Here is a 17,350-nt window from a genome sequence, read left to right as displayed (position 1 = left end):
GATGAGTCTCGGCGACCGCCTCGCGCGCGTGCGCGACGGCATCGCCGAGGCGGCGGAGCAGGCCGGGCGGAACGCGGATGAGATCACCCTCATCGCCATCACCAAGTTCCACCCGGCTTCGCTCATCCGCGAGCTCGCGGAGGCCGGCGTGCGCGACATCGGCGAGAACCGGCACCAGGAGGCCCGCGAGAAGGCGGCAGAGCTGGCCGACCTCGGGCTCACCTGGCACTTCGTTGGGCAGCTGCAGACCAAGAAGGCGCGCCAGGTGCGCGCGTACGCGCGGGTGATCCACTCGGTCGACCGGCCAGAGCTCGTGCAGGCGCTCGCGTCTCGGGATGCCGTCGTCGACTGCTTCGTGCAGGTGAACCTGACGGGCGATCCCGAGCGGGGCGGGGCCAGCGCCGGTGCTCTCCCGGGACTCGTCGACGACGTGCTGGCCGCTCCCGGCCTGCGCCTGCTCGGCCTCATGGCGGTCGCTCCGCTCGATGAGGACCCCCGGCGGGCGTTCGCGCATGTACGCGCGCTCTCCGAGCGCATCCAGTCCCAGGCCCCGGATGCGACGGCCCTCTCGATGGGCATGTCACTGGATTACCGTGCCGCGATCGCAGAAGGCGCGACACACCTGCGAATCGGCACGGCCATTACCGGGAATCGGCCGCAGCGCGGCTAGCCTCGAAACGTAGGAATCGGCAACGGAGGTAGCGATGTCCAACCCGCTCAAGAAGACCATGGTCTACCTGGGTCTGGCTGACGAAGAGCTCGAGTACGACGAGCCGGCCGCGCCCGCAGCGCAGGCTCAGCAGTCCGCTGCGGCGACCCCTCGCGCCGCCGCAGCAGCTCCCGTGACGCCGCTGCGCCAGAAGGCCAGCGCGCCCCGTCCGGTCGCGCCGGTCGCCGAGATGAACGAGATCCTCACGGTGCACCCGCGTCAATACCGCGACGCGCAGGTCATCGCCGAGAGCTTCCGCGAGGGCATCCCCGTGATCATCAACCTCTCGCAGATGAGCGACGGCGACGCACGCCGGCTGATCGACTTCGCGAGCGGCCTGTCCCAGGGGCTCTACGGCAAGATCGAGCGCGTGACGAGCAAGGTCTTCCTGCTCTCGCCCGCGCATGTGGCCGTCTCGGGCGAGAACGCCCAGGTCGACGGCGACGTGGACGCGTCGTTCTTCGCCCAGCGCTAAGGAAGTGACGCTCGTCTCGCTCATCGCGAGCATCGCCTACTACCTTCTCCTGCTGTATTTCTTCGTCATGTGGGCGAGGTTCGTGCTCGATCTCGTGCGCACGTTCAACCACTCCTGGCGTCCGCGAGGCGTCTGGCTCGTCGTCGTCGAGTTCGTCTTCACGATCACCGATCCGCCCATCCGGTTCTTCCGGCGACTGCTGCCTCCCTTGCGTTTCGGGGGAGTCGCCTTCGATTTCGGGTGGAGTATCACGATGCTGCTCGTCATCGTGCTCATGTGGGTCACCGCGTTCCTGCGCTGATTTTCCGGGGCGCAGCCGGTGCTCGCCCACGTTGCCGCGCGGAATGGGGGCAGAGCACCGGCGTGGCGTGCGGTGCGAAGCGGCCGTGGCGTTTGCTACCGTTAGTCGATCATCATCACCAGCACGATTCTCAGTTCTAAGGGTGGCAGGCCATGGCGCTAACTCCGGAAGATGTAGTCAACAAGCGGTTCCAGCCGACGAAGTTCCGTGAGGGATACGACCAGGACGAGGTGGACGACTTCCTCGACGAGGTCGTCGTCGAACTGCGTCGTCTCAACCAGGAGAACGACGAGCTGCGCCAGCGTCTGGCAGCGGCAGAGGCACGCGGCGGCGAGGCGCCGGCCGCGGCTGCGCCCGCTCCGGTTCCGAGCTTCACCGAGCCGACTCCCGCCCCGGTGCCTGCGCCGGTTCCGGTCGCGGCTCCCGCCGCCGTCGAGGACGACCAGACGAGCACCACGAACCTGCTGCAGCTGGCCCGCCGGCTGCACGAGGAGCACGTGCGCGAGGGCATCGAGAAGCGCGACGCGCTCATCGCCGAGGGCCACGCCACCGCCGCGCGGGTCGTCGCCGAGGCCGAGGCCAAGCAGCGTGCCCAGATCGGCGCACTCGACAAGGAGCGCCAGGTTCTCGAGGGTCGCATCGACGAGCTGCGCAACTTCGAGCGCGACTACCGCGCCAAGCTCAAGAGCTACATCGAGGGCCAGCTGCGCGACCTCGACCAGTCCGCACCGGCAGCCCCGGCGCAGAGCTCCGCAGGCCAGTACGCCGCGCCGGTGACGGCATCCGGCGACGCCCAGGCTCCGAGCTTCCAGGGCTTTGGCGGATAGCGCGGGCGCGAAGAAGGTCAGCTCCACCGCACTCGCTGTCCTCGCCGCCGTCGCACTCTGCGCGTACGGGCTCGACCAGTTCAGCAAGTACCTTGTCGTCACGCACCTGACCGAGGGCGAGAGCGTTCCCGTCCTCGGTCCGGTGCTGCAACTGCTCTTCGTACGCAACGCCGGCGCGGCCTTCTCGCTCGCGAGCGGCATGACGTGGATCTTCACGATCGTTGCGACGGCCGTGATCGTGTTCATCGTCTGGTTCGCGGGCCGCATCCGCTCCGTCGCCTGGGCGATCGTCTTCGGGCTGCTGCTCGGCGGGGTCCTCGGCAACCTCACCGACCGCCTGCTGCGCGACCCGGGCTTCGGGGTGGGCCACGTGATCGACTTCATCTCGACGCCGTGGCTCGTTCCCGCCATCTACAACGTCGCCGACTCGTGCATCGTCTCGAGCATGGTGCTCTTCCTCATCCTGAGCCTGCGGGGCATCGGGCTCGACGGCAAGCGGGCCCCCAAGACGCCGAAGAACACGGATGCGAAGGGCGAGCCCGGCGTGAACCCCGTCATCACCGCGCCCGACCCCGAACCGCGCGGCTGAGATGGAGTCCCGCTCCCTTCCTGTGCCCGACGGCCTCGACGGCACCCGGGTCGACGCGGGCCTGGCCAAGCTGCTCGGGTTCTCGCGCAGCTTCGCCGCCGACGTCGCCGAGGCGGGCGGGGTGAGCCTGGACGGTCGCCCGGTCGGCAAGTCCGACAAGCTCGTCGCGGGAACGTGGCTCGAAGTGAGCTGGCAGGCCAAGGCGCCGGTCGAGATCGTGCCGATCGCCGTTCCCGACCTCGGCATCGTTCACGACGACGACGACATCGTGGTGGTGAACAAGCCCGCCGGCGTCGCGGCGCACCCCTCCGTCGGCTGGAGCGGCCCCACGGTCGTCGGCGCCCTCGCCGCAGCCGGCTTCCGCATCTCGACCTCCGGCGCCGCCGAGCGTGCGGGCGTCGTGCACCGGCTCGACGCCGGCACGAGCGGACTCATGGTCGTCGCGAAGTCCGAGCGGGCCTACACGGCGCTGAAGCGGGCCTTCCATGACCGCGAGGTCGAGAAGATCTACCACGCCGTCGTCCAGGGCCACCCCGACCCGCTCGCCGGTACCATCGACGCGCCGGTGGGGCGGCATCCGCGCTCGGACTGGAAGTTCGCCGTGACCGCCGACGGCAAGCACGCCGTGACGCACTACGAGGCGATCGAGGCGTTCCGGGCGGCATCGTTGCTCGAGATCCACCTCGAGACCGGCCGCACCCACCAGATCCGCGTGCACATGGCCGCGCAGCGGCATCCATGCGTCGGCGACGCCATGTACGGGGCCGACCCCACGCTCTCGGCACGGCTGGGCCTGACCCGCCAGTGGCTGCACGCGGTGCAGCTCTCGTTCGCGCATCCCGCGACGGGGGAGTGGGTCAGCTTCCAGGCGCCGTACGCCGACGACCTGCAGCACGCCCTCGACGTGCTGCGGGGCGACTGAGCCGCATCCGGCGCCGCGCCGACGGCTCGCCAGTCCGACACGCCGAGAGGGTCGGCGGAGCGGTTTAAGCTGGAGCCTCCACCCGAGCATTAGGAGCGTTGGTGTCCTCATCTGGTGACTCGTTCGTGCACCTGCACGTGCACAGCGAGTATTCGATGCTCGACGGCGCCGCGCGCATCAAGCCGCTCGTCGAGGCAGCCGTCGAGGCGGGAATGCCCGCCGTCGCGGTGACCGACCACGGCAACATGTTCGGCGCCTTCGACTTCTGGCGTACGGCGACGGATGCCGGCATCAAGCCCATCATCGGAACCGAGGCCTACGTCACCCCGGGCACCCACCGCGGCGACCGTACCCGGGTTCGGTGGGGCAACGGCGGCGAAGACGACGTCTCGGGCGCCGGCGCGTACACCCACATGACGCTGCTGTCCTCGACGACGGCCGGCATGCACAACCTGTTCCGGCTCTCCTCCCGCGCCTCCATCGAGGGCTACTACTTCAAGCCCCGCATGGACCGGGAGCTGCTCTCGCAGTACAGCGACGGGCTCATCGCCACGACGGGCTGCGTGAGCGGCGAGGTGCAGACCCGCCTGCGACTGGGGCAGTACGACGAGGCGCGCAAGGCGGCATCCGAGTTCCAGGACATCTTCGGCAAGGAGAACTTCTTCGCCGAGATCATGGACCACGGCCTGCCCATCGAGCGGCGCACGATGACCGACCTGCTGCGGCTGGCCAAAGAGCTCGACATGCCGCTCGTGGCCACGAACGACCTGCACTACACGCATGCGCACGACGCGACCAGCCACGCCGCGCTGCTGTGCGTGCAGTCCGCGTCGACGCTGGATGACCCCAACCGCTTCAAGTTCGACGCCGACGAGTTCTACCTGAAGACCCCGGCGCAGATGCGCGAGCTCTTCCGCGACTACCCCGAGGCCTGCGACAACACGCTGCTCATCGCCGAGCGCTGCGACGTCGCCTTCAACACGTCGGCCAACTACATGCCGCGCTTCCCGGTGCCCGAGGGCGAGACCGAGCAGAGCTGGTTCGTCAAAGAGGTCGAGAACGGCCTGAACGAGCGCTACCCCGACGGCGTGTCCGACACCGTGCGGGCGCGGGCGGACTATGAGATCGGCGTCATCAGCCAGATGGGGTTCCCGGGGTACTTCCTCGTCGTCGCCGACTTCATCAACTGGTCCAAGCGCAACGGCATCCGCGTGGGTCCTGGTCGTGGCTCCGGTGCCGGCTCCATGGCCGCCTACGCCATGCGCATCACGGATCTCGACCCGCTGCAGCACGGCCTCATCTTCGAGCGCTTCCTGAACCCCGACCGCGTCTCGATGCCCGACTTCGACGTCGACTTCGATGACCGTCGTCGCGGCGAGGTCATCAAGTACGTCACCGAGAAGTACGGCGACGCGCGCGTGGCCCAGATCGTGACGTACGGCACCATCAAGGCCAAGCAGGCGCTCAAGGATTCCTCGCGCGTGCTCGGCTTCCCGTTCGGCATGGGGGAGAAGCTCACCAAGGCGATGCCGCCCATGATCATGGGCAAGGACATCCCGCTCACCGGCATCATCGAGAAGGAGCACCCGCGCTACCGCGAGGCCTCCGACTTCCGTGCCGTGCTCGAAACGGATGCCGAGGCCCGCACCGTCTTCGAGACCGCCCTGGGCCTGGAGAACCTCAAGCGCCAGTGGGGCGTGCACGCCGCCGGCGTGATCATGTCGAGCGATCCGCTGATCGACATCATCCCGATCATGAAGCGCGAGCAGGACGGCCAGATCGTCACGCAGTTCGATTACCCGGCGTGCGAGTCGCTCGGGCTGATCAAGATGGACTTCCTCGGGCTGCGCAACCTGACGATCATCAACGACGCGCTCGACAACATCCGTGCCAACCGCGACGTCGACCTCGTCCTCGAAGACCTCGCGCTCGATGACCGGGGCGCCTACGAGCTGCTCTCCCGCGGCGACACGCTCGGCGTCTTCCAGCTGGACGGCGGCCCGATGCGCTCGCTGCTGCGGCTCATGCGCCCCGACAACTTCGAGGACATCTCGGCGCTCATCGCGCTGTACCGGCCGGGCCCCATGGGCGCCAACTCGCACACGAACTACGCGCTGCGCAAGAACGGGCAGCAGGAGATCACGCCGATCCATCCCGAGCTCGAGGAACCGCTCGCCGAGATCCTCTCGACCTCCTACGGCCTCATCATCTACCAGGAGCAGGTGATGGCCATCGCGCAGAAGGTGGCCGGCTTCTCACTCGGACAGGCCGACATCCTGCGCCGCGCGATGGGCAAGAAGAAGAAGAGCGAGCTCGACAAGCAGTTCGCCGGCTTCCGCGACGGCATGAACGCCAACGGCTACTCGGATGCCGCGGTCAACACGCTGTGGGAGATCCTGCTGCCGTTCTCGGACTACGCCTTCAACAAGGCGCACTCCGCGGCCTACGGCGTGATCAGCTACTGGACCGCGTACCTGAAGGCCCACTACCCGGCCGAGTACATGGCCGCGCTGCTCACCTCGGTGGGGGATGCGCGCGACAAGCTCGCGCTCTACCTCAACGAGTGCCGCCGTATGGGCATCAAGGTGCTCCCGCCCGATGTGAACGAGTCGATCGGGTTCTTCGCGGCCGTCGGCGACGACATCCGTTTCGGGCTCGGGGCGGTGCGCAACGTCGGCTTCAACGTGGTCGAGTTCATCCGGGGTGCGCGCGAGCAGAAGGGCCGCTTCGAGTCGTTCCACGACTTCCTGCGCAAGGTGCCGATTCCCGTCGCGAACAAGCGCACGGTCGAGTCGCTCATCAAGGCCGGGGCGTTCGACTCGCTCGGTGCGACGCGTCGCTCGCTCATCGAGATCCACGAGGGCGCGGTGGAGTCGGCCGTGAAAGAGAAGCGGGCCGAGGAGAAGGGCGACATCGGGTTCGACTTCGACTCGCTCTTCGACGACGTCGAGACCGCGCCGGTGTCGCTGGTTCCCGAGCGACCCGAGTGGGCCAAGCGCGACAAGCTCGCCTTCGAGCGCGAGATGCTCGGGCTCTACGTGTCGGATCATCCGCTCGCCGGTCTCGAGATCCCTCTCGCCAAGCACGCCTCGACGAGCATCACCGACCTGCTCGCGAGCGATCAGAACATGGACGGCGAGACCGTCACCATCGCCGGTCTCATCACGAGCGTGCAGCACCGCACGGCGCGTTCATCGGGCAACCAGTACGGCATGATCCAGGTCGAGGACTTCAGCGGCGAGATGACCGTGATGTTCATGGGCAAGGCCTACCAGGAGTTCGGTCCGGCACTGCAGGGCGACACCATCGTCGTCGTGCGCGGCCGGGTGTCGATGCGCGATGACGGCATGAACCTGCACGCCTACAGCATCTTCAGCCCCGACATGGGGCAGGGCTCGGACTCGGGGCCGGTGCAGATCACCCTTCCCGACGCGCGCGCGACGACGAACACGATGACGGAGCTCGCCGACGTGCTCATCCGGCACGCCGGTGACAACGAGGTGCGCCTGCGGCTCGTGAAGGGATCGACGGCACGGGTCTTCGAGGTGCCCTACCGGGTCAAGGTGACCGCAGACTTCTACGGCGAGCTCAAGAGCCTGCTCGGCCCGGCCTGCCTCGTCTGACACCCGCCGACTTGCCACTTTTCGCGGGTTCGAGGCGCCATCAACCCGCGAAAAGTGGCAAGTCGGCCCGGTCTGGGCAGCGTCAGAGGTCGATCGTGAAGAGCACGACGCCCGGCTCGACCGCGTCGGGCTGCCGGGTGAATCCGACCCGGGGGTAGAACGCCTTCCCGCCTTCGTTGCGCGGGTCCACCGCGAGGTGCAGCCCCTTCACTCCGGCCGAGCGGATGCCGTCGAGGGCCCGCGAGATGAGCTCCCGTCCCAGCCCACGACCCTGAAGCCGCGGCGCGAGATCGATGTGCAGGTGCGCCGGCCAGCGCTCGATCACGGAGTCCGTGCGCCGTTCCGGGGTGTGCAGCAGCCGCACCAGGGCGGCATCCGGAGTGTCGGCGGCGGCACCCTCGAAGGCCGAGAGGGGGTACTGCGCCCGCAGCGCCGGGTACCACTCGCGCTCCTGCCAGGCCTCGAAGTCACGGGTGTCGGGCACGGCGAGCACGTAGCCGCCCACGCCGTGTTCATCGACGACGACGTAGGCGAACTCGGGCGAACGCACCGCGTACGCGCCCGTGTAGATGTGCCCGAGCAGATCGGGGTTCGCGTGGCGCCCGGTGGCGTCGTTGCCCGCGTCGCCGGTGATGAGGCAGATGCGGTACATGCCGGGCAGGTCGGCGGGCAGCGGATGGCGGATTTCGAGCACGGGATCACGTTACCGGGGCGCTCGGCCGACCGCGATCAGGGGACGGGCGCGCATCCTGAGTCCTGGGTTCCGGCCGCGCTCAGAGGGGTTCGCCGGGAGCGTGGTACAGCCGCTCGTGGTAGAGCAGGGGCGCGTCGATGACGCCGAGTTCGCCGTTCTCGATCTGCACGACCACGACGGCGTTCTCGTGCACGGAGATGCGCTCGATGATGCGAGCCTGCATCCATGCCGTCACGTCGTGCAGGAGCGGCAGGCCGTTGGGTCCGGGCGACCAGTGATCGCCGGCGAATCGATCGGCCGCCGGGCCCGACATGATCTCAGCGAGGGGGCGGTTGCGGCGCCCGAGCATGTGGATGACGAGCTCATCGGTCTCGGCGATGGCCGGCCACGAGCTGGCCGAGCGGGCCATGTTGAAGGTGGCGAGCGGGGGAACGGCGGCGAGCGAGGCCAGTGAGGTCGCGGTGAAGCCCACCGGCTTGCCCGAACCGTCGCGCGCCGTGATGACGGCCACGCCGGCCGCGTGGCGACGGAAGGCCTGCTTGAAGGCGAGCAGATCCTCCGGCGTTCCCGCGTCGGAGAAGGCGATGGCAGGTGCGGCGGCTGATTCGGACATACGAGTGCATCAATCATCGCGCGCAGCGGAGTATTCCCGAAACGGCGTGCTTGGGGCCTCAGTAGACTGGCGACGATGATGCGCACGATCGATCTCCGTGGCCACGAGTACTCCAGCGCCGAGCTGCTCGCGCTCGTTCCGCGAGCCGCGACGGATGTCGCCGTCGCCAGCGAGACGGCGGCCGCCCTCATCGACGAGCTGCGCCGGGGCGGCGCCGAGGCCCTGCTCGCCCAGGCCGATCGCTTCGACGGCGGACGCCCGCCCGCCCTGCGGGTGCCGGCCGAGGAGATCGCCGCGGCCGTCGACGGGCTCGATGCCGCAGTGCGCACCGCCCTCGAGGAGACGATCCGCCGCGTGCGCACGGCGAGCGCCGCCCAGGTGCCGCCCGCCATCGTGACCCAGCTCGCTCCCGGTGCGCGCATCCGCCAGCGCTGGCAGCCGGTGGCGCGAGTGGGCCTCTACGTTCCCGGCGGCAAGGCCGTCTACCCGTCGAGCGTCGTCATGAACGTGGTTCCGGCGCAGGTGGCCGGTGTCGCATCCATCGCCCTCGTCTCGCCGCCGCAGCGCCAGCACGGCGGTCACGTGCACCCCGTCGTGCTCGCCGCGGCCGGACTGCTCGGCGTGAGCGAGGTCTACGCCATGGGTGGAGCCGGAGCCATCGGCGCGCTCGCGTACGGCGTCGCTGACATCGGCCTCGAGCCGGTTCAACTCGTGACCGGGCCCGGAAACGTCTACGTGGCCGCAGCGAAGCGACTCATCCGCGGCCAGGCCGGCATCGACGCCGAGGCCGGACCCACCGACATCCTCGTGATCGCGGATGCGTCGGCCGATGCCCGGCTCATCGCCGCCGACCTCATCAGCCAGGCTGAGCACGACGAGCTCGCGGCGGCCGTGCTCGTGACGGATGCCCCCGGCCTCGCGACCGCGGTGGCCGACGAGGTGGCCGCGCAGGCCGCATCGACGACGCACGGCGATCGCGTGCGCGCGGCCCTGACCGGCCCGCAGTCCGCCGTCGTGCTCGTCGACGACCTCGCCCAGGCTGCGGACTTCGCGAACGCATTCGGGCCGGAGCACCTCGAGATCCAGACGGCCGACGACGAGGCCGTGCTCGCCCGCATCCAGAACGCCGGGGCGATCTTCCTCGGAGCGCACTCGCCCGTGAGCCTCGGCGACTACGCGGCCGGATCGAATCACGTGCTTCCCACAGGCGGGCAGGCGCGCTTCGCCGCCGGTCTCGGCGCATCGACCTTCCTGCGCCCCCAGCAGGTCGTCGAGTACGACCGCGACGCGCTGCAGGCCGTCGCCGCGAACATCGCCGCACTCTCGGATGCCGAGGTGCTGCCGGCGCACGGCGACGCGGTGCGCGCCCGCTTCGCCTGAGGGCGGATCCCGAAAGCCCGGTCGCATCGCTTGGCCTCCCGACCGAGCACGGTCGCGTCCCACCGCCCAGTAGGCTGGAAGCACGATGTTCTGCCCCTTCTGCCGCCACCCGGACTCCCGCGTCATCGACTCCCGCACCAGCGACGACGGCCTCAGCATCCGTCGCCGTCGCCAGTGCCCCGAGTGCGGACGCCGCTTCTCGACGACCGAGACCGCGAGCCTCGCGGTCATCAAGCGCTCCGGGGTCGTCGAGCCGTTCAGTCGGGAGAAGGTCGTGTCGGGCGTGCGGAAGGCATGCCAGGGCCGGCCGGTGACCGACTCCGACCTCGCGGTCCTCGCCCAGAAGGTCGAGGAGACGATCCGGTCGACGGGCGCCTCGCAGATCGAGGCGAACGACATCGGCCTGGCCATCCTTCCGCCGCTGCGCGAGCTCGACGAGGTCGCCTACCTGCGCTTCGCGAGCGTCTACCAGGCGTTCGAGTCGCTCGATGACTTCGAATCGGCGATCGAGCAGCTGCGCGACGAGCACGGCCGCCTTCCGGCCCGCCCGCAGGAGTAGCCCGTGTACGCGATGCTGTTCACGCGGGTGCTCTCGCGCCTGGACCCTGAACAGGCCCACCACCTCGCCTTCGTCGTGATCCGCCTGCTCGGGCTGCCAGGCATCTCCGCGATCACCCGGCTCATCACGCGCGGCCGCACCGCCCACCCCGTGCACGCCCTCGGCCTGCGGTTTCCGACGCCGTTCGGCGTGGCCGCCGGCTTCGACAAGAACGCCCGCGGGGTGCTCGGCCTCGGCGCCCTCGGCTTCGGCCACGTCGAGGTGGGAACCATCACCGCCCATGCCCAGCCCGGCAATCCCAAGCCCCGGCTGTTCCGCCTCATCCCCGACCGTGCCGTCATCAACCGCATGGGCTTCAACAACGTGGGGGCGGATGCCGCGCGCCGCCAGCTCGAGCGGCTTCACCGCCGGCGTCGCCGGCCCGTCATCGGCGTGAACATCGGCAAGAGCCGCATCACCCCGGTGGAGGAGGCCACGCAGGACTACCTGGCCTCCACCCGCCTGCTCGCGCCGCTCGCCGACTACCTCGTCGTCAACGTGTCGTCGCCGAACACCCCCGGCCTACGGGGGCTGCAGGAGGTCGAACTGCTCTCGCCGCTACTGAGCGCCGTCAAGAGCGAGGCCGGCACGACCCCGCTGCTCGTCAAGATCGCCCCCGACCTCGACGACGACGCGATCGACCGCATCGCGGGGCTCGTCGTCGAGCTGGGACTGGCCGGAATCATCGCGACGAACACCACGATCGCCCGAGAGGGCCTGACCACGGATGCGTCGGTCGTGGCGGCTGCGGGAGCAGGCGGCCTCTCGGGGCGTCCGCTCGCGGCCCGCTCGCTCGAGGTGCTGCGCCGCATCCGTGCCGTCGTGCCCGAGGACCTGTGCGTGATCTCCGTCGGCGGCGTCGAGACCGCGGCGGATGTCTCGGAGCGGCTGGCCGCTGGCGCGACGCTCGTGCAGGGCTACACCGCGTTCCTTTACCTCGGCCCGTTCTGGGCCCGGCAGGTCAATCGGGGTCTGGACTCCGCCTGAATCCAGGCCGGCCGCGCGGGGCGAACCTCGCACTGGAGGCGCTCGACTGAGCGCGCTCGCGAGGATCACTGCACTGCTCCTGCGGCGACTGTCAATGGCTGTCAGCATCTTGCGCTCGCGACCTAGCATGAGGCACGGGCGGAAGGACGGGCGCGAAATGGGTTCATTGATCTATGGCACCTCCGGCATCGAGATCGAGTTCGACGATCGGGTGCTGGCACATCTCCAGGCAGTGATCAACGCGAAGCTCCGCCGTGGCGAGGCGTTCCTGTTCACCTGGCGCGACCACCCGTCGGTGGGCGACGGACGCAGCGCGGCGTGGATCGACGGCGGCATTCCCCTGTTCTTCCGGTTCAGCGGCAGCAAGCAGCCACTGCTCAACAAGAACTGGCTGGAAGAGATGGTCATGTCGGCCAGCAGCACGAACGGCCTGATGCTCATGGACGAGCCCCAGGGGGAGTCCGACGTGCGGGCAGCCGACAACAGCGTGAAGCGCAAGGATCATCCGGCTCGCTGAGCACGTCGGCCGCGTCTGCTCCGATCAGGCGGCGAACAGGGCGGCGCTCAGCCGCCGAGCATCCCTCTCAGCGTCCAGGCGTTGCGCACGGCGTTCCCGTCTCCGTCGTTGTTGAAGTACGCGTACACGTCGTGGCCGCCGTGCTCCCACTCACGGATGCGCTGCGCCCACCACGCCAGGTCATCGTCCGAGTAGGAACCCCCGTAGAGGTGATCGTGGCTCGGACCGTGCAGGCGCAGGTACACGGTGGGGCTGGTCGCCCGCAGCGCGCACACGAGTCCGGCACCGCTCATGACGCAGTACGCGGCGCCATGGCGTTCGAGCAGCTCGAAGACGGCGTCGACGTGCCAGCTCGGATGCCGGAACTCCACCGCCACCCGCATCCAATCGGGCAGCGCGGCCAGGAAGTACCGCAGCCGCTCGTCGTCGCGCTGCATCGTCGGCGGCAGCTGCACGAGCATCACGCCGCGCCGATCGCGCAGAGCGTGCCAGCCTGAGGCCATCCGTTCGATCCAGCCTTCAGGGCCGTAGAGGCGTTTGGCATGGGTGAGGCCGCGGGGCGCCTTCACCGACAGCTGGAATCCCGGCGGCAGTCGCCGATTCCAGCTGCGAAAGCTCCCCTCGCCGGGCCAGCGGTAGTAGCTGGCATTCAGCTCTGCGGTGCCGAAATGCGCCGTGTACACACCCAGGCGCTCGCTCGGGGGCAGGCCGGGGGAGTAGAGCACGTTCTCCCAGTGCGGGTAGCTCCAACCCGACGTGCCGATGTGGATGCCCACGCGCTGCCCTCCCTTGGTCGTATCGGTCGTCGAGCCGCTCGGAGTTGAGCCGCTCAGAACAGTGCGTGGATGCCGGCCGCCACCGCGTAGATCGCGACGCCGGCGATGGCCCCCACCACGGTTCCGTTGATGCGGATGTACTGCAGGTCGCGACCAACCCGCAGCTCGATCTTCTCCGTCGTCTCCGCGGGATCCCATCGCTCCACAGTGTCGGTGATCACGGCGGCGATGTCGCCTCGGTAGTTCTGGACGACGTAGGCTGCGGCATCCGCTGCCCACACGTTCACCTTCTCGGCGAGCGTCGGGTCGGTGGCCAGGCGGGTGCCGACGTCGATGACCGCCGCCTCCAGGCCGGTGCGCAGCTCGCTCTCGGGGTCGGCGAGCGATTCGGACAGGCTCGACTTGAGCGACTCCCAGACCTCGGTCGCGAACTCGCGCAGCCGGGGGCTTTCGAGCAGTTCGGTCTTGATCGCCTCGATGCGGGCCGACATCGCCTCATCGCCCTGCAGGTCGCGGGTGAGTTCGATGAGGTAGCGGTCGAGGGCCTGTCGCACCTGGTGGTCGGGGTCCTCCTGCACCGCCCGCAGCAGTCCGAGCGCCTCGCGGTGGGCGCGGTCATCGACGAACTTGTCGACGAACCCGGGCAGCCACGACGGCAGCCGGCTCGAGACCGTTCGTGAGAGCGCCTCGGGATGCTGCACGAGCCAGTTCTCCGCCGTCTCGAGCACGATGTCGAGAGCCGACTGGTGCTGGCCGGCCTCGACCATGCGGGAACCCACGCGGCCGATCGTGGGCGCCCAGTCGGGTTCGAAGAGGTGCCGCCGGGCGAGTCGTTCGATGAGGTCGCGCACGTCGTCGTCGCTCGTGAGGGTGAGCACGCCCAGCGCGGCAACCGAGACCTCGGCGGTCAGTCGTCGAGCGTGCGCCGGCACTGCCAGCCAGGCGCCGAGCTTTCCCGCGAGCCCGAAGGCGTCGAGCCGGTCGCGCACGACCTCCTCCGAGAGGAAGTTCTCCTCGACGAACTCGCCGAGGCTCGCACCGATCTCGTCCTTGCGCGTCGGGATGATCGCCGTGTGCGGAATCGGCAGGCCGAGCGGATGCCGGAACAGCGCGGTGACGGCGAACCAGTCGGCGAGCGCTCCCACCATGGCACCCTCGGATGCCGCGCGCACGTACTGCAGCCAAGGGTAGGCATCCTGCAGCGCGAATGCGATCGCGAACACCACGGCGGCGAGCACGAGCAGTCCGCCGGCGAGGCGTTTCATTCCGGCGAGCGCAGCCCTCCGCTCCTCATCGCTCGACGCGGGCGCGCGAGCGGTTCTCGGTGCGGGTGCGATATCGGTGGACATCGTGTCTCCTCTGGGGTCGCTTCCATCCTGTGCGTCGCACGGCATCCGTGCCAGAGGTTGACGGCGTGCAGCCGACTCCGCCCGCCCTACTGCCCGCCCCCCACCAGAACGCGGGAGAGTCGGTCGAGCGAACCAGGCACCAGCGCGTAGTACGCCCACGTGCCGCGCTTGGAACGAGTGAGGAAGCCGGCATCCATCAGGATCTTGAGATGGTGCGAGATGGTGGGCTGGCTGAGTCCGATGGGATCGGTCAGGTCGCAGACGCAGGCCTCTTCGCCCTCCGAGGCGGCAACGATGGAGAGCAGGCGCAGGCGTGTCGGATCGGCGAGGGCCTTGAAGAGCAACGCTGTGTTCTCCGCGTTCTCGGCTGAGATCGTCTCTGCTGTCAGCGGCGTGCAGCAGCCATCGGGCTGCAGCAGGGGAAGCTCTCTCAAACCGCTCATGCGACCACCGTAGTGCAATATTGACAAACTTCGATGGATGCTCCACAGTCAATGCATCGACATTCGTCAATGTCTGGAGAGCTGCGATGACCCTCTTGGACCTGCTGCCACCGGCAGCCCGCGACCGGCGCCTCGATGCCCTTCCCGTCGTCGTGATCGGCGCGGGACCCATCGGGCTCGCGGCCGCAGCCAACCTCAGCGAGCGGGGCATCCCCTTCGTCGTCTACGAGGCGGGTCGTTCCGTCGCCGATTCGATGCGGCGCTGGGGGCACGTGCGCATGTTCTCGCCGTGGCGGCACCTCGTCGACCCGCCCTCCGCGCGCCTGCTCGAAGCCGATGGGTGGGTGCGGCCGCCCGACACGCGGCCACCGACGGGCGCGGAACTGATCGAGTCCTACCTTGCGCCGCTCGCCGCGCTGCCGGAGATCGCCGATGGCCTGCACACCGGCGTGGAGGTTCTCAAAGTCAGCCGAGTGGGAGCGGATCGCACGCGCACGGCGAATCGGGCGGGCACCCCGTTCCTGCTCCGGCTCCGCGATGACGTCGGATCGGTGACGGATGCAACGGCTCGCGCCGTGATCGATGCCTCCGGCACCTATCGGCAGCCCAACTCGTTGGGCTCCTCTGGACTGGATCCACTCGGACTGGCCGAGGTGGCAGACCTCGTCTCGCCGGCATTGCCCGACGTGCTCGGTCGCGACCGCGCTCGGTTCGCCGGCCGCAGCGTCGTCGTCGTGGGCGCGGGCCATTCCGCCGCCAACACGCTGCTCGATCTCGTTCGCCTCGCCGAGAGGGCGCCTGCAACAACGGTCACGTGGATCATCCGGAACGAGAGGGCCGCCCGGATCGGTTCCTCCGCCGACGATGAACTGGCCGAGCGGGCATCCATCGGCCGCCGCGTCGACGAGTTCGTTGCCGCCGGCAGCATCCATCTCGTGGACCGTTTCGAGATCGTGCGCCTCGACCGCGCCGGTGGCAGGGTCGCCGTGACGGGCAGCCGCGCCGGGGAGTTGCAGAAGGTCACCGCGGATGTCGTCGTGAACGCCACAGGGTTCCGCCCCGACCTGGCGATGCTGCGTGAGGTGCGCCTGGACCTCGATGAGGTCGTGGAGGCGCCGCGCCGCCTAGCTCCGCTGATCGACCCCAATCTCCACAGCTGCGGCACCGTCCCACCGCACGGTTTCGCCGAGTTGCGGCATTTCGAGCCGGACTTCTACCTCGCCGGCATGAAGAGCTACGGGCGCGCACCCACCTTCCTCCTCGCCACGGGATACGAGCAGGTTCGCTCGATCGTCGCGCATCTCGCCGGAGATGACGGCGCAGCCTCCCGCGTGGCGCTCACCCTTCCGGCGACCGGCGTCTGCTCGACGTCATCCTCCACGGCATCATCGTGCTGCCAGACCACCGCCGGAGTGGGCTGCTGATGGTGCAAATCCGTCCGATGTCGGCCGGGGACTGGCCAGGCGTTCGCACGATCTACGCGGAGGGGATCGCCACCGGGCATGCCACTTTCGAGACCGCGCCGCCGGAGGAATGGGACGAGTTCGAGGCGCGCCGCGTGCCGAGCCCGCGTTTGGTGGCGGTGAGCATGGACCGGGTCGTCGGCTGGGCGGCCGCCAGCCCCGTCTCCGGCCGATCGGTCTATCGCGGGGTGATCGAGCATTCCCTGTACGTCGCCAGCGCCCATCGTGGCGCAGGTATCGGCAAGTTCCTTCTGGATGCCCTGATCCGGTCCGCCGACGAGGCCGGCTACTGGATGATCCAGTCCTCGATCTTCCCCGAGAACACGGCGAGCCTCCGGCTGCACGCAGGAGCCGGATTCCGGGTGGTGGGGCGTCGTGAGCGGATAGCGTTGATGACCCGCGGCCCATGCGCGGGCGCGTGGCGTGACACCATCCTCATCGAACGACGCAGCACCGTGAACGGAGCCACCGAATGACGCAACCGACCATCCTCTTCGTCTGCGTGCACAACGCGGGTCGCTCGCAGATGGCCGCAGGCTATGCCCGTGCCCTCTCGGATGGGCGGGTCACCGTTCTCTCCGGTGGCTCCGAGCCGGGCAGCGCCATCAACCCCGTCGCGGTCGAGGCCATGCGCGAGGAGGACATCGACATCAGCGCGGCCGTGCCGCAACTGCTGCAGACCGATGACGTGCGTGCAGCGGATGCGGTCATCACGATGGGCTGCGGCGATGCCTGCCCGATCTTCCCGGGCAAGCGCTACGAGGATTGGGAACTCGAGGACCCCGCCGGCAAGGACATCGAGACCGTCCGCCGCGTGCGCGACGACATCAGGGAACGCGTGACGCGCCTGCTCGGGGAGCTCTCGACCAGCTGATGCAGCAGTTTCCAACGCAAGCCCGAGGGCGGGTTTTTCGGAGGGGCTGACGAGAATCGAACTCGCATCATCTGTTTGGAAGACAGAGGCTTTACCACTAAGCTACAGCCCCGAATCTCCGGCTCCTCGAGTCCTTCCCTGACGGGCGGACGGGTTTTGCCGGATTTCTGTATTCAGTTGTCGGGGATCGCCGTACTTCCATGGATCCAG

General features: G+C 69.0%; 19 protein-coding genes and 1 tRNA gene. 14 read left to right on the top strand and 6 right to left on the bottom strand.

Annotated features, from left to right (window positions below):
• Position 1 precedes the first annotated feature (1 nt).
• The 7 genes from WDJ51_RS14775 (at position 2) to dnaE (ending at position 7,446) form a co-directional block, all read left to right on the top strand.
• A complete protein-coding gene (locus WDJ51_RS14775; RefSeq protein ID WP_337853231.1) occupies positions 2–670 on the top strand; it encodes a YggS family pyridoxal phosphate-dependent enzyme in 669 nt (222 codons plus the stop codon).
• A 34-nt stretch (positions 671–704) separates the two neighbouring features.
• Positions 705–1,184, top strand: a complete 480-nt coding sequence (locus tag WDJ51_RS14770; protein ID WP_337853230.1) for a cell division protein SepF — start codon at positions 705–707, stop codon at positions 1,182–1,184.
• 4 nt (positions 1,185–1,188) lie between these two features.
• Positions 1,189–1,485, top strand: a complete 297-nt coding sequence (locus WDJ51_RS14765; RefSeq protein WP_337853229.1) for a YggT family protein — start codon at positions 1,189–1,191, stop codon at positions 1,483–1,485.
• 152 nt (positions 1,486–1,637) lie between these two features.
• Complete coding sequence (locus WDJ51_RS14760) at positions 1,638–2,312, top strand: DivIVA domain-containing protein (protein ID WP_337853228.1); 675 nt, start codon at positions 1,638–1,640, stop codon at positions 2,310–2,312.
• Positions 2,302–2,901, top strand: a complete 600-nt coding sequence (gene lspA, locus WDJ51_RS14755) for a signal peptidase II (RefSeq protein ID WP_337853227.1) — start codon at positions 2,302–2,304, stop codon at positions 2,899–2,901. Before WDJ51_RS14760 ends, lspA begins: the two co-directional genes overlap by 11 nt.
• A 1-nt stretch (position 2,902) precedes the next feature.
• Positions 2,903–3,823, top strand: a complete 921-nt coding sequence (locus tag WDJ51_RS14750; RefSeq protein ID WP_337853226.1) for an RluA family pseudouridine synthase — start codon at positions 2,903–2,905, stop codon at positions 3,821–3,823.
• A gap of 155 nt (positions 3,824–3,978) precedes the next feature.
• Positions 3,979–7,446 (top strand): DNA polymerase III subunit alpha, encoded by a 3,468-nt coding sequence (gene dnaE, locus WDJ51_RS14745; protein ID WP_443218509.1) that lies wholly within the window; start codon positions 3,979–3,981, stop codon positions 7,444–7,446.
• A gap of 82 nt (positions 7,447–7,528) precedes the next feature.
• On the opposite strand, the gene WDJ51_RS14740 is transcribed toward dnaE, so the two are convergent.
• Both WDJ51_RS14740 and WDJ51_RS14735 read right to left on the bottom strand, forming a co-directional pair.
• A complete protein-coding gene (locus WDJ51_RS14740; RefSeq protein WP_337853224.1) occupies positions 7,529–8,140 on the bottom strand; it encodes a GNAT family N-acetyltransferase in 612 nt (203 codons plus the stop codon).
• A 79-nt stretch (positions 8,141–8,219) separates the two neighbouring features.
• Positions 8,220–8,753 carry a flavin reductase family protein gene (locus tag WDJ51_RS14735; protein ID WP_337853223.1) on the bottom strand — a complete coding sequence of 178 codons (534 nt, stop codon included), beginning with the start codon at positions 8,751–8,753 and terminating at the stop codon, positions 8,220–8,222.
• A gap of 75 nt (positions 8,754–8,828) precedes the next feature.
• On the opposite strand from WDJ51_RS14735, the gene hisD reads away from it, so the two are divergent.
• From hisD to WDJ51_RS14715, 4 genes are all read left to right on the top strand, one after another.
• On the top strand, positions 8,829–10,133 hold the full coding sequence (gene hisD / locus WDJ51_RS14730; protein ID WP_337853222.1) for a histidinol dehydrogenase: 1,305 nt from the start codon (positions 8,829–8,831) through the stop codon (positions 10,131–10,133).
• Positions 10,134–10,218: 85 nt separating this feature from the next.
• Positions 10,219–10,692, top strand: a complete 474-nt coding sequence (nrdR, locus tag WDJ51_RS14725) for a transcriptional regulator NrdR (RefSeq protein ID WP_337853221.1) — start codon at positions 10,219–10,221, stop codon at positions 10,690–10,692.
• A 3-nt stretch (positions 10,693–10,695) separates the two neighbouring features.
• On the top strand, positions 10,696–11,718 hold the full coding sequence (locus WDJ51_RS14720; protein ID WP_337853220.1) for a quinone-dependent dihydroorotate dehydrogenase: 1,023 nt from the start codon (positions 10,696–10,698) through the stop codon (positions 11,716–11,718).
• Between the two features lie 157 nt (positions 11,719–11,875).
• Positions 11,876–12,235, top strand: coding sequence for a DUF7882 family protein (locus WDJ51_RS14715; RefSeq protein ID WP_337853219.1), 360 nt, complete (start codon positions 11,876–11,878; stop codon positions 12,233–12,235).
• Between the two features lie 47 nt (positions 12,236–12,282).
• Here WDJ51_RS14715 and WDJ51_RS14710 read toward each other — a convergent pair whose 3' ends face one another.
• The 3 genes from WDJ51_RS14710 to WDJ51_RS14700 all read right to left on the bottom strand — a co-directional run bounded on the left by WDJ51_RS14710 (position 12,283) and on the right by WDJ51_RS14700 (position 14,803).
• The gene (locus tag WDJ51_RS14710; protein WP_337853218.1) at positions 12,283–13,011 is read right to left on the bottom strand and encodes a DUF72 domain-containing protein; all 729 of its coding nucleotides are present in this window, start codon (positions 13,009–13,011) and stop codon (positions 12,283–12,285) included.
• 53 nt (positions 13,012–13,064) lie between these two features.
• Entirely contained in the window at positions 13,065–14,360 is a 1,296-nt protein-coding gene (locus tag WDJ51_RS14705; protein ID WP_337853217.1) for a DUF445 domain-containing protein, read from the bottom strand.
• An 86-nt stretch (positions 14,361–14,446) separates the two neighbouring features.
• Positions 14,447–14,803, bottom strand: a complete 357-nt coding sequence (locus WDJ51_RS14700) for an ArsR/SmtB family transcription factor (RefSeq protein ID WP_337853216.1) — start codon at positions 14,801–14,803, stop codon at positions 14,447–14,449.
• 86 nt (positions 14,804–14,889) lie between these two features.
• Between WDJ51_RS14700 and WDJ51_RS14695 the strand changes: the two genes are divergently transcribed.
• The 3 genes from WDJ51_RS14695 to WDJ51_RS14685 are packed head-to-tail and all read left to right on the top strand — an operon-like array spanning position 14,890 to position 17,140.
• Positions 14,890–16,227, top strand: coding sequence for an NAD(P)-binding domain-containing protein (locus tag WDJ51_RS14695; protein WP_337853215.1), 1,338 nt, complete (start codon positions 14,890–14,892; stop codon positions 16,225–16,227).
• On the top strand, positions 16,227–16,742 hold the full coding sequence (locus WDJ51_RS14690) for a GNAT family N-acetyltransferase (RefSeq protein ID WP_337853349.1): 516 nt from the start codon (positions 16,227–16,229) through the stop codon (positions 16,740–16,742). Before WDJ51_RS14695 ends, WDJ51_RS14690 begins: the two co-directional genes overlap by 1 nt.
• Positions 16,739–17,140: an arsenate reductase ArsC gene (locus tag WDJ51_RS14685; protein ID WP_337853214.1), complete on the top strand. Its 402-nt coding sequence runs from the start codon at positions 16,739–16,741 to the stop codon at positions 17,138–17,140. Before WDJ51_RS14690 ends, WDJ51_RS14685 begins: the two co-directional genes overlap by 4 nt.
• Positions 17,141–17,181: 41 nt before the next feature.
• On the opposite strand, the gene WDJ51_RS14680 is transcribed toward WDJ51_RS14685, so the two are convergent.
• Positions 17,182–17,252 (bottom strand) — tRNA-Gly (locus tag WDJ51_RS14680).
• Between the last annotated feature and the right edge of the window lie 98 nt (positions 17,253–17,350).

The sequence above is a fragment of the Rathayibacter sp. YIM 133350 genome (assembly GCF_037404875.1).
Classification (GTDB): Bacteria; Actinomycetota; Actinomycetes; order Actinomycetales; family Microbacteriaceae; genus Orlajensenia.
The sequence above is the reverse complement of the archived record's forward strand: the minus strand, read 5'-3'. Positions and strand labels throughout refer to the sequence as shown.